The sequence below is a fragment of the Planococcus faecalis genome, from assembly GCF_002009235.1.
In the GTDB taxonomy this organism is placed as follows: Bacteria; Bacillota; Bacilli; order Bacillales_A; family Planococcaceae; genus Planococcus; species Planococcus kocurii.
Map to the genome: position 1 here is coordinate 256045 of NZ_CP019401.1, position 12023 is coordinate 268067.

Genomic DNA, 12023 nt, shown 5'->3' on the forward strand with positions numbered 1-12023 from the left:
GTAACTTCGCTTCATGCGACTGACAGAACAGGGGCTCCTATGATGAAAAAGAACGCTAAAGAAAAGAGTTTAAAGCCGTTTATTTCGCTATTGTTGACATTGAAAATCCCGAAACTTGCGCTAGCTATTGGTTTGACGGCTAGTCTGATTACTACGCTTGTTGGACTTGTGGTACCGTTATTAACAAAAAATCTAGTTGATGGTTTTTCCCTTAATGACTTAAGTGTTCCGCTGATTGTTGGAATCGTTGCGGCTTTTATTGTGCAAGCTGTCATTAATGGCATTTCGATTTACTTGCTCAGCATGGTCGGACAACGAGTAGTCGCTGGCTTGAGAGAGCGCATGTGGGCAAAATTGATCCGCTTGCGTGTCCGTTATTTTGATCAGCATTCCAGTGGAGAAACGGTAAGTCGAGTTGTCAATGATACGGGAATTGTTCGGAATTTAATCACGGATCATTTTCCTTCTTTCGTTACCGGCATTATTTCTATAATTGGGGCAGTAATTATTTTGGTCATTCTGGACTGGAAAATGACGCTTCTGATGATGTTGTCGGTTCCGCTAACAGTTGTCGTTATGGTACCGCTAGGCCGTCAAATGGCCAAAATTTCTCGTAACTTACAAGACGAGACTGCTCATTTTACGGGTCATGTGCAACAAACTTTGGGTGAAATTCGGTTGATGAAATCTTCAACGGCTGAACATACAGAAGAAACAAAAGGTGTACAAGGCATCCATAAATTGTTTGCGCTTGGTATGAAAGAAGCCAAAATTTACGCATTGATTGCACCGTTAATGTATTTGGTCGTCATGGTCGTTATCGTATCAATCATTGGCTACGGCGGAATTCGTGTAGCAAATGGGGAAATGTCGACAGGTTCGCTCGTTGCATTTTTATTGTATTTATTTCAAATTATTGTTCCGATGGCGACTTTCGCGCGCTTTTTCACAGAGCTTCAAAAAGCCAAAGGTGCGACAGAACGCATTATCGACATTTTAGAATTGCCATTAGAAGAACAACAGCCAAAATCAACTTTAGATATTGCCGGGAAATCGTTACAAATTAATAAGTTAAGTTTTTCTTATGGGGAAGGAGAGCCGGTTCTAGCTGATATCTCATTTGAAGCACAACCCGGTGAAATGATTGCATTTGCAGGACCAAGTGGTGGTGGAAAGACTACAATTTTTGGGTTGATTGAACGCTTTTACGAACCACTGTCAGGTGAGATTTTGATAGGGAACATGCCAATCGATGAAATTTCAATCACGTCTTGGCGAGATCAAATCGGTTATGTGTCGCAAGAAAGTGCTATGATGGGTGGCACCATTCGCGAAAACTTAACGTACGGATTGCCAAACTCGGCAGTAATTTCAGCTGAAGAATTGTGGCAAGTTGCACGCATGGCTTATGCGGAAGATTTCATACGTGGCTTTGCTGATGGACTGGATACAGAAGTCGGGGAACGCGGCGTTAAGTTATCCGGCGGTCAGCGCCAACGAATTGCCATTGCCCGAGCTTTTTTACGCGATCCCAAAATTTTGATGATGGATGAAGCGACAGCGAGTTTAGATAGTCAGTCAGAAGGCATCGTTCAACAGGCCTTAAGTCGCTTAATGGAAGGGCGGACTACTTTGGTTATCGCTCATCGACTGTCGACAATTGTGGATGCGGATAAAATTGTTTTTATTGAAAAAGGGCGTGTTACCGGAATTGGAACTCACCAAGAACTAATAGCGAGTCACGCGCTGTACCGCGATTTTGCCACACAGCAACTAACTTGATTAACCTGCTTGACCTTAACGCAACGTCAAGGTGTAGGGTAGATTCATCAGGAGGTGGAGAAATGGACTATACCGTGCAAAAGTTGGGGGAGTTAACCGGAGTTAGCACGCGGACTTTGCGTTATTACGATGAAATTGATTTATTGAAGCCGTTAAGAAAAAATGCGTCCGGATATCGAATTTATGGCGCGCGGGAAGTCGATAAGCTGCAGCAAATTTTATTTTACCGCGAACTCGGATTGAGACTGGAACAGATAAAGAACATCGTTAATGACTCTGGCTTCGATAGTGCCAAAGCTTTAAAAGCACACCGGGAAACACTTCTCGCGAAACGGCTGCAATTGGATCTCTTGATTACCAATGTGGAAAAAACCATTTCCACGAAAAAAGGAGAGAGCATGATGGGGGACAAAGAGAAATTTCAAGGCTTTCAGCAAAAACGTGTGGACGACAACGAACAGCAATATGGCAATGAAATACGCAGTAAATATGGTGATAGTCTAGTCGATCAATCGAATGCCAACATGTTAGGGATGGGCGAAGAGAAGTTTCTGGCGTTTAAAAGCTTAGAGCAGCAAGTATTAAACAGCTTGGCAAACGCTATCGAAACGAAAGACCCGTCGAGCGACGCGGCTCAGCAAATGGCTGCGTTACATCGCCAGTGGTTAAACTTTACGTGGCCGTCCTATAGCAAGAAAGCGCATAGAGGACTCGCAGAGATCTATGTGGCAGACGAGCGATTTGCTGCGTATTACAACAAAGTAAACTATGGAGCCGCTGAATTTTTGAGGGACGCCATTGTGGTTTATACATCATCAGAAGAATAAAAATTTGTTCAAGTGCAGGCAGCCGAGACTTAATAGGCTGCCTGCATTTTTTATGTTGCGATTGGTTTAGAGCGGAACCTTTGTTTTTGCTGCGCATCTCTAAATTCTACTGAACGTGCATAAACTTTCTTGAACGTGCGTAAATTCTACTGAACGTGCGTAAACTTTCTTGAACGTGCGTAAATTCTACTGAACGTGCGTAAACTCTTCTGAACGTGCATAAATTTTCTTGAACGTGCGTAAACTCTTCTGAACGTGCATAAATTTTCTTGAACGTGCGTAAACTCTACTGAACGTGCATAAACTCTTCTGAAATGGAAGCAAGTCGGAACGCCTCGGATTTTCCGTTTACGAAATCTTTACACTCTTGTCACAGCCACTTCATAAGCACTTGTTATACTAAAGCCAATTAAACAGCTGCCAACGATTTGTGTTCATCGAAAAGGAGAGGTTTGCATGCACGGGAATCAAAAGAAAGCACCAATTGTCAAAGTCATGTCTTTTAATATTGCTCATGGGTTGGGGATGGATGGAGTCGTCGATTTGGAGAGGACTGCAGGAGTTATCGAGGAATCCTGTGCGAACATTATTGCCTTGCAGGAAGTTGATCGTTATTTTTCTGCTCGCAGTTCATTTGTGGACCAAGTAGAGTGGTTGAGCAAAAGACTTGGCATGCATGCGGCTTACGGAGCCAATATGAGTTTTGCACCTGAAGATTCAGAACGTCCGAATCATCAATATGGCAATGTCATTTTGAGTAACTACCCAATCAAATACGTCGAAAATCATTTATTGACTCAAGTTCCGTGTCCATTTGGAAATAATGAACAACGGGGTCTGTTAGAAACCATCATTGAAGTGGAAGGTAGTTATTTGAGTGTATTTAATACTCATTTAGCGCTGAAAGATGAAGAGCTAGCAGTTAGTGTTGATGAAATTTTGACCCTTACAGAAAAAAGCCGCTTTCCACAAATTCTTGTTGGGGACTTTAATGCCCCACCTTCGAACGGTTATATGCAAAAACTCAACAGCCAGTTCAACGATGCTTTTTTGACAATGAAAAGAGGCGATGCCTACACATATCCCTCTCCTTACACAAATAAAGAAACAGCTGAGATTTTGTCTCCAGCAATACGAATCGACTATATTTTTTCAGATAGCGCTATTGATGTCGTACAGGTAGCCGTTATTGAGACGGCCGTTTCCGATCATATGCCGATTGTAGCGGATATGGTCCTGACTGGTGCAACAGTACACAGTAAAGATGGTTTGCAAAAAGAACGGGCAAAGGTCTAAACAGTCAAACTTCAGCATATATGATGAAAAAACCGGAAGCTCTCTATTAGAGAGTTTCCGGTTTTTGATGTCCGTAAATTTGATGGTCTGCTAGATCGCGTTTGCATAACTTGACGAGTAAATATACCAGGGGCGTGTCCGCTGCAGCCACGAGCCATTTGAATGCATATTGTGTCACAATCATGCCAAGTAATACACTAGTTGGCAAAGTGCCGTAAAAAGCGATGGTGATGAAAATGCTCGTATCGACCAATTGGCTGACCATTGTTGAGGCATTATTGCGAAGCCACAACTTGGAATGACCATGTCTTTCTTTCAGTTTATGGAAAATAGTGAAGTCCAGGTTTTGACTAATAAAGTAAGAAACGAGACTGGCTATAGTAACACGAAAACCTGCAGAAAAGATGGTTTCGAATGATTCTTGATTCGTAAAAAAAGAAGCAGCTGGTAAATGAATAGCAAGAAAAATAAACGCCAGTGCACAAAGCTGTGTAACAAATCCTGCAGTAACGGTTTGTCTTGCAGCTTCTTTGCCATATACTTCTGCAATCGTATCTGTGATCGGGAAAGTGAAAACATAGACGATGACAGCAGCCGGTAAAACAGCCCATTCGCCGATACTGAATAATTTCACCGCGAGTATATTCGATAAGATTAACAAGCCGACAAATGCGCCGTTCAAATAAAGTAACATTTGCTGAGCTCCTTATCGATTGGTAATCGTTTCGGGATTCATGTCGTGATTCATCATCCGGTACGATGCCATTTCTTCGTATTTTGTTCCAGGTTGGCCATAGTTTGTGTAAGGATCAATCGACAAACCGCCACGTGGCGTGAATTTTCCCCAAACTTCGATATACCGAGGATCCATCAATTTGATTAAATCATTCATAATGATGTTAACAACATCTTCATGAAAATCTCCATGATTGCGGAAACTGAATAAATAAAGCTTCAGTGATTTGCTTTCGACTAATGTTTTGTCGGGAATAAAGCTCAAGTAGATCGTAGCGAAATCGGGTTGCCCAGTTTGCGGACAAAGGGACGTAAACTCAGGACAATTAAATTTCACAAAATAATCACGGCTGTGCAGATTGTCGATGGGTTCTAAAATGTCTGGATCGTATTCAAACTTATACTTGGTGTTTTGATTGCCAAGCAATTCTAAATGCTCGAGCGTTTCTTCGTTTCTTCCTGCCATAAAAACGGCCTCCTTTTAGATGCCCGGTTAGGAAGAGGGTTATAAAAAACGGACAAAAGAAAAAGCCAAATCGCATGTGGATTTGGCTGAGTTTCGACAATCCATAGTTTTTTATAGAGGGTGAAATGCTATGAACCTCTCCCGTTGCCGGGGTATTTACTTTTTACTCATCTATCGTATAAGACTTACTATGCGTTGTCAATCGACCAAATTTGTTAACATATTAGCAACAGCCAAAGGAGAGGATCGCATGGGGCATGATCATGATCATTTTGAAACAGTTAGAAGCGGCAATAAAAAAGCTTTATCTATTGCACTTATCATAACAGCCGGCATCATGCTGCTAGAGTTTTTCGGCGGACTCTTCACAAACAGTTTGGCTTTAATTGCAGACAGCGGTCATATGTTGTCGGATACGGTTTCACTGGTACTGAGTTTGTCAGCTATTTGGTTTGCGGGAAGAGCAGCGTCTGCTAACAAAACCTATGGCTACTACCGTTTTGAAATTCTTACCGCCTTTATTAATGGCATTACGTTATTTGTTATGGCAGGTTTTATCATTTATGAAGCCGTCCAGCGTTTATATGAGCCTGCGGAAGTTCAAGGAGGTTGGATGCTAGTCATTGCGTCAATTGGTCTTGCTGCTAACGTATTGAGCGCGTGGGTGTTAAACCGTGGTGCCGATGTTCAAGGCAATCTTAATATGAAAAGTGCTTATATGCATATTATCGGAGATGCGCTTGGTTCAGTAGGCGCCATAGTAGCGGGTATGCTTATTCTGTTATTTGACTGGACGATAGCAGATCCGCTGATTTCGGTCGCTGTTGCGTTATTGATTTTGCGGAGCGCCTGGGGCATTCTTCAAAATAGCATTCATATTTTGATGGAGGGAACACCTGAGACGATTGATACGCAGCAAGTGAGAGAGCGGCTGCTTGAAATCGAAGGTGTGTTAGACGTTCATGACCTTCACGTGTGGACGATTACATCTGGCATGGACTTGTTTACATGCCACATTGATGTCGATGTCAATATACAAGAGCAAAAGGTTCTTCAAGAAGCTTTGAAATTGGTTTATGATGTGTGCGGAATTGAACATGCCACCATCCAAATTGAAAAAACCGACACTGTACACGACTCACTAAAGGTATAAATTTAAAAAGAGTGGATTATCTGTTAATTTCTCTATCATTGACGGATAGCATCCATATTTTTCATGGTAAACTAAAGGTAAAAGATAGGCAGAAAGGAGCGACAAGAATGGCAGGCGAACAGTATGGATTACAAAAGCAATCAATAGAATGGGTGAAAAGCCAACTAAACGAGCAAGTAGAAATCATCGACGTTGATCCGCTGACGGGCGGAACCTCTTCAAAGCTATTTGAGCTAACTGTCAAAGAGAACGACCAAGTGCTTTCTTACGTTCTGCGACTTTTTCATAAAGCCGATTGGTTGGAAAAAGAGCCTGATTTAGCAAGACATGAAGCAGATAGCCTTCAGTACGCTGAGCAGTCCGGCCTTCTTGTCCCTCACTTAATCGCTTATGACGAAACCGGACAAGAAAATGGCGTGCCTGCAGTATTCATGACAAAAGAGTCTGGCTCTGTCGTACTTCAACCAACTCATGATAACAAATGGACAGATCGACTGGCAGCGGCTTTGGCAGAGTTGCATCAAATAAAGGCAGAAGACTTTCCATACGAATATTTTTCTTATAACGATGCGTTCTTACTTGAAAAGCCGACGTGGTCCAAAGTTCAAAACGATTGGATGCGAGCTTTTTACATTGTTTCTGGAAACCGTCCTAAAGTGCGGGAGTGTTTCATTCATCGAGATTTCCATCCAGCTAATGTGCTGTGGGAAAACGGCGAAATTAGTGCTATCGTAGACTGGGTCAACGCATGTCGAGGGCCCGCAGGAATCGATGTTGGCCATTGCCGTGTCAACCTAGCTCAGATGTATGGAATTTCTGTTGCTAATGAGTTTCTGGCAGCGTATCAGCGGCATGCTGGGAATCTATTTGTTTACGATCCGTATTGGGATCTGGTTTCACTAATAGACACCTTAAATGGATCACCTACTGTGTACCCAGGGTGGAAAGCGTTCGGTATGAAAGGATTGTCTGACGAGTTGGTACGACACCGATTAGATGATTATTTATTAAGTCTTTTGGATCGATTTGATGACTTTTAAGTCCTCCTGCTAAAAGAGTCAGTATCATTTCAGGTTTGATTTCCCCGATAAAGGCAATATAACAATAAGTGAGTTTTTTGAGGAGGAAATTGGATGACAGATGAACAACTAAAGAAATTGAAAAAGCAATTAGTAGAACAAGTAGAATCACTAGAAGAACGCGTAGAGCATACAGAAGAGTTTGAGACGACCGAGCTCTCAAACTACGATAATCATCCTGCTGACAATGCCACAGATTTATACGATCAAGAACGCGGTCTGGCGATGACTCAGTTTAAAGAAGAAGAATTAGCAGACGCTAAAGCAGCTCTAGCTGCAATTGAAGACGGTAGCTACGGGACGTGTTCAGTGTGTGGCAAAGAAATTCCGTTTGAACGGTTGGAAGCATTGCCAACCGCGTTGACTTGTATCGATCACGCAGATCAACATCCGGATTTGGAAAGTCGCCCATCTGAAGAAGATGTTCTACAGGCTTCCACAGCACAGCCTGTCAAAAAAGAAGACGATGGCATTCGAGACTACCAAGATAGTTTTGAAGATGTAGAGGATTTTGGCTCGTCGGATACACCGCAAGATCAACCAAGCGAAGATTCACAAGATTTTTTCAAAGACGATAAATAAAACCATCCCCTCCTGCCGTTAGGCAAGGAGGGGATTTAAAAAACAGCACGATTTCCCGGGAAATAACAGCTAGGGGGTTAAGTATGGATAGATTGAAAGAAGAAATTTATAGGCTTGAATGCAGCCACTTGGAGCCGGAGTGTTGGGTTTCAACCGATAAGTTAAGTGAAGTGCTGGACGATGAGTTTTTTGAATTTGGCAGTTCTGGAGGTCTTATTAAACGTCAGGATTTTGAAGGGGATTTTCCATCAAATCCCGACCCAATGGCTATTCATTTTTTCGAAATGCACAAATTAGGTTCAGATGCTGTGCTGACCACGTACCAAATAACCAACTTAAAGACGGGAAAGCTGACGAACCGGAGTTCTGTCTGGAAAAAACGAGAAAATGGCTGGAGATTATTTTTCCATCAAGGAACAGTTTCAGCTAGCAACGTGTTTGAATAAAGAAAGAATAGGCTATTCACATAACAGAACTATTTTGTCGAAGGAGGAATTTTTCATGGAACATGCCATCGTATTATTTGATGGAGACTGCAATTTTTGCGATTCAAGCGTTCAATTTATCATCAATCATGATCCCGCTGGCTATTATCAGTTTGCTTCGTTGCAAAGTGAGATTGGCCAAGAACTTTCAAGGAAATTCAAAGTACCGGGAGATGTCGATAGTTTAGTATTGATCAAGGATGGACAGGCGTTTGTGAAATCTGAAGGGGCTTTAATGATTTCGCATCACTTAACAGGTCTCTGGAAATTGGCGCATTACTTGAAACCATTTCCACGAGTAGTTCGTGACGGCGCGTATGACATTATCGCTAAAAATCGGTATAAAGTATTCGGCAAGTTGGATAGCTGCATGCTGCCCCCTCCTCACATACGCAAACGATTTCTGGACAAATAATAGAACAAGCCCGAATCCGGTAATCCTCGGGTTCGGGCTTTCTTAGGAATAGAAAATCTCAGTAGAAATTGGATATTCGCCAATAGTGACTGGCAGTAGGTCCTGCCATAAAAGCGAGGCCTTCACTTTCTTTTTGATGAATGGCCGTCCATTCGTGGTTATCTTCAAACTTCAAATAAACTTCATGATTGGGCGATTGATCATGTACGCCAATAATGTCATACGTGCCATTTTGATAAAAATCAGCTGATAGTTCGTAATCAATGTTTGGTGACGTTGTGAGTGGGTTTCCTACGCAATGCGTTAAGGTGATGGCCATTTTTTGTTCGATTTCTGCTGCTTTCTCTAATTCAATTTTTTGAGAGGAAGCAATATCAGCTTTGCTAAAATTTTTTCGCCAATTGTATCCAATGGTGGGTCCTATATGCTTGTCCCATACCAATGTCGGACTTTTTTTAAGGTCAATAGTAAGATTGACTTGAGACCTGTAATGTGGTGACTCAGCGTCAAAGCTTCGTCCATCCCCTTGAAAATAGGCAAAAGGGGACAAGAGATTAGGGTTTTTCAATAAGGTATCTGGCAGAAAAGTAGTATAGCGTAATTGCCAGGCTGGGACTAGTTGAGTCGATTCTTTATCGGACAATAAAGAATCGAGAGAAGCAATTTTTTTAGTCAGCCAAAAGTCTTCTGTTGCTGCTTTTTTTTGCGGAGATTTTTGGTGTAAACTATTAAAAAATTTATTTAACGCAATTTTTTTGTCGCTAAACTTTTTTTGAGACTTTACGATTGGACGGTTGCCACGAATCCAGTAAGTCGCTTCTTCGTTCATCGAAACTTGTCGGTCCGTGTACTGATTTTTTTCAACGGTTTCAATAAACGCTCCATTGCGATAGATATCATAAGCCGTAATGCCAACAATTTTTCCCCAAGCTAAAGAAATACGACTGTTAGAAACAATGGTCGTTAAAACTAACTCTGCTAAACGATTGTTGCTGTTCGTTTGTCGTTTTTCTGTTGCTGTTTGTAGCTTGATTTTATCTACCCAGTGTCCTGACGCATCTAGGCGTTCAAGTGTATAGGTATACAAGTGACCTTCTTTTAATCCTTCATCTTTAAAGCGATTTTGAGTGCCGGTATAAACCATTTGCCCATCTCGCTTTACGCGGCAAACGTCCTCGGTCGCTGTCCACCTGAAATAAATGAATGTATGGGATTGTTCCAATACAAGAATATCTAATTCGTTTTCCATATTTACACCTCCGCATGCTATTGTTAGGGATATACCCTTTCAACAATAAAAACGAACCTTTTTAGAAGAGAATAAATAACCATCATACCGGAAAGCTATTACTGGCAAGTTCGGTAAAATTACGTACAGATTGAGCAAAGCGGATAGGGGGAACAGCAATGGAAACTACGCATGAAGCAAAAGGTTTTGGTAACTTTGATGATGCAGCTGCCTATATTTTGCAGTTGCTAAGCAAGCAAATTGGCATCAATTCCTTATTTATTGCTAAAAATGATGGCGAGACAAATAAGATTATGAAAGCGCATAATAACAGTAAGAGCCTTGTAGAAGAAGGGAGTTCGATGCCACTCCCTCAGTCTTACTGCAGTTTGAGCATAAACCACGGACCTACTCCGTTAATTATAGAAGATGTTTCAGCAAGTGAGTTAACTCGTTCTATGGCTATTACAAAAAACTATGGTCAAGGGACATTCGTCGGCGTTCCAGTCTACTATAGCGATCGCACGGTTTATGGTACGATTTGTGGACTAGATGATCAATCCCATAAACTTTCTGAGGAAGACCTTTCTACTTTTGAAATGATGTCGACTTTATTGACCTATGTATTAGAACTTGAGAAAGCCAATCAGCAAATTCAAACATTGACTGCGCCTATCGTGCCAGTAACTAAAGGTGTAGCAATCGTTCCTGTCATTGGTGAAATTACAGCTTCGCGTGCAGAAGTTATCATCAAGCACGTACTTGGAAAATGTAGCCAAGAATCTATGGATTATTTGATTATCGATGTTTCAGGTGTCTTACAAATCAACTCTACTGTTGGGGAATACTTACTAAAATTGGTTAATATCCTGAAAGTAATTGGTGTCACACCGGTTATTACGGGAATTCAGCCGTTTATGGCGTTAAAAGTGCCACATTTTGCGGCTGCACTAAAAGGGGTCATGATTGAAGCTAATTTAGAGACAGCTTTAAAACAGCTTGGGTTCGTATTGATAAAAGAGTGCAAAGAAAAATCAGACTCTCATTGAGGAGGTCTGATTTTTCTTTGTTCTAGTTGACTGCCGTACTTAGTTAAATGAGTTGCTCGCAGACTAATTTTCTTTATCAAAGAAAACGTGTTTGAGTTCCCACGAATCGTCTATTTCTAATAAACCAAAAGAATATTGTTGCTGTCTGCGCTTATCGGTTGGTGAGCCAGGATTAAATAATGTCACACCACCAACTTCTCGTATGACGGGTGTATGGGAATGTCCGAAAACGATAATGTCCACATCGTCATCGCTAAACGTGTCATAAGCTTGCTGTTCGGTCGGTTTACCGTCACTGTCACCGTGAACGACTCCGACTTTCAAGTCTCCGAAGGTAAAAATCTTTTTACGGCCAAACTTTTCAAGAATGTCCCACGGATCGACATTGCCAGTGACGCCATCAATTTCAGCATAAGCTGCTAATTCATGATAGACATCCATCGTTTGCCAATCACCTGCGTGAATGATAAAGTCAGCTTCTTGGCATGCATCCACCAGTTGCTGAGGTAGTTTTTTAGCGCGAAATGGAATATGTGTATCTGAAACAATAACAATCTTCTTCATCTGAACGCCTCCAGTCAGTCTCTTCTGTTTACTTTACCAAACAAATGCCTTATCGTCGAAACCTAGCTACTCAATCTGAAGTTTAAGATAGAGTGTCTAATGAGAAGTAAAAAAGAAATATATATGTTGAACTAATAAACCTATAGTAGTCGATATTCCGCAAAACAGCTCTCTTGCCGGGGGCTCGCGCTGAACTAACTCGGGCTAAACGCCCGAGTGGATTTCAGCACTTCGCTTGTTCCCCAAGGCGTCTTCGCTATTTTGCTCCATCTCTTCAGAGACACTTCCCAGCAAAGACTTGTCCATAGCGCCGAAGCGGCATATTTGTTGGATTCTTTAATTCAACGTATGTAAAGAAAATC

At 41.7% G+C, this 12023-nt stretch carries 13 protein-coding genes and 1 riboswitch; of the genes, 9 read left to right on the plus strand and 4 right to left on the minus strand.

Annotation, left to right across the window (positions count from 1 at the left end; all coding sequences use genetic code 11):
• The first annotated feature begins 42 nt into the window (after positions 1-42).
• The 3 genes from AJGP001_RS01370 (at position 43) to AJGP001_RS01380 (ending at position 3905) form a co-directional block, all read left to right on the plus strand.
• Positions 43-1782, plus strand: a complete 1740-nt coding sequence (locus tag AJGP001_RS01370) for an ABC transporter ATP-binding protein (RefSeq protein WP_078080067.1) — start codon at positions 43-45, stop codon at positions 1780-1782.
• Positions 1783-1844: 62 nt separating this feature from the next.
• Positions 1845-2609: a MerR family transcriptional regulator gene (locus AJGP001_RS01375; RefSeq protein ID WP_071153389.1), complete on the plus strand. Its 765-nt coding sequence runs from the start codon at positions 1845-1847 to the stop codon at positions 2607-2609.
• Between the two features lie 456 nt (positions 2610-3065).
• A complete protein-coding gene (locus tag AJGP001_RS01380) occupies positions 3066-3905 on the plus strand; it encodes an endonuclease/exonuclease/phosphatase family protein (protein WP_071153390.1) in 840 nt (279 codons plus the stop codon).
• Between the two features lie 46 nt (positions 3906-3951).
• Here AJGP001_RS01380 and AJGP001_RS01385 read toward each other — a convergent pair whose 3' ends face one another.
• Together AJGP001_RS01385 and queF are read right to left on the minus strand one after the other, a co-directional pair.
• Positions 3952-4599 carry a queuosine precursor transporter gene (locus AJGP001_RS01385; RefSeq protein ID WP_078080068.1) on the minus strand — a complete coding sequence of 216 codons (648 nt, stop codon included), beginning with the start codon at positions 4597-4599 and terminating at the stop codon, positions 3952-3954.
• Between the two features lie 12 nt (positions 4600-4611).
• The gene (gene queF, locus AJGP001_RS01390; RefSeq protein ID WP_071153391.1) at positions 4612-5106 is read right to left on the minus strand and encodes a preQ(1) synthase; all 495 of its coding nucleotides are present in this window, start codon (positions 5104-5106) and stop codon (positions 4612-4614) included.
• Between the two features lie 97 nt (positions 5107-5203).
• A riboswitch (PreQ1 riboswitch) is annotated at positions 5204-5251 on the minus strand.
• Positions 5252-5356: 105 nt separating this feature from the next.
• Between queF and AJGP001_RS01395 the strand changes: the two genes are divergently transcribed.
• The 5 genes from AJGP001_RS01395 to AJGP001_RS01415 all read left to right on the plus strand — a co-directional run bounded on the left by AJGP001_RS01395 (position 5357) and on the right by AJGP001_RS01415 (position 8820).
• Positions 5357-6259, plus strand: a complete 903-nt coding sequence (locus tag AJGP001_RS01395) for a cation diffusion facilitator family transporter (protein ID WP_058386616.1) — start codon at positions 5357-5359, stop codon at positions 6257-6259.
• A 107-nt stretch (positions 6260-6366) separates the two neighbouring features.
• On the plus strand, positions 6367-7299 hold the full coding sequence (locus AJGP001_RS01400; protein ID WP_058386615.1) for a phosphotransferase family protein: 933 nt from the start codon (positions 6367-6369) through the stop codon (positions 7297-7299).
• Positions 7300-7392: 93 nt separating this feature from the next.
• Entirely contained in the window at positions 7393-7920 is a 528-nt protein-coding gene (locus AJGP001_RS01405) for a TraR/DksA C4-type zinc finger protein (protein WP_058386614.1), read from the plus strand.
• A gap of 83 nt (positions 7921-8003) precedes the next feature.
• Positions 8004-8366: a nuclear transport factor 2 family protein gene (locus AJGP001_RS01410; protein WP_071153392.1), complete on the plus strand. Its 363-nt coding sequence runs from the start codon at positions 8004-8006 to the stop codon at positions 8364-8366.
• 55 nt (positions 8367-8421) lie between these two features.
• Positions 8422-8820, plus strand: coding sequence for a thiol-disulfide oxidoreductase DCC family protein (locus AJGP001_RS01415; RefSeq protein WP_058386612.1), 399 nt, complete (start codon positions 8422-8424; stop codon positions 8818-8820).
• Positions 8821-8878: 58 nt separating this feature from the next.
• Here AJGP001_RS01415 and AJGP001_RS01420 read toward each other — a convergent pair whose 3' ends face one another.
• Complete coding sequence (locus AJGP001_RS01420) at positions 8879-10069, minus strand: hypothetical protein (RefSeq protein WP_078080069.1); 1191 nt, start codon at positions 10067-10069, stop codon at positions 8879-8881.
• A gap of 158 nt (positions 10070-10227) precedes the next feature.
• Here AJGP001_RS01420 and AJGP001_RS01425 point away from each other — a divergent pair, with 158 nt between their 5' ends.
• Complete coding sequence (locus AJGP001_RS01425; protein ID WP_071153393.1) at positions 10228-11097, plus strand: STAS domain-containing protein; 870 nt, start codon at positions 10228-10230, stop codon at positions 11095-11097.
• A 63-nt stretch (positions 11098-11160) separates the two neighbouring features.
• Here AJGP001_RS01425 and AJGP001_RS01430 read toward each other — a convergent pair whose 3' ends face one another.
• Positions 11161-11661, minus strand: a complete 501-nt coding sequence (locus AJGP001_RS01430; protein ID WP_071153394.1) for a metallophosphoesterase family protein — start codon at positions 11659-11661, stop codon at positions 11161-11163.
• Positions 11662-12023: the final 362 nt, after the last annotated feature.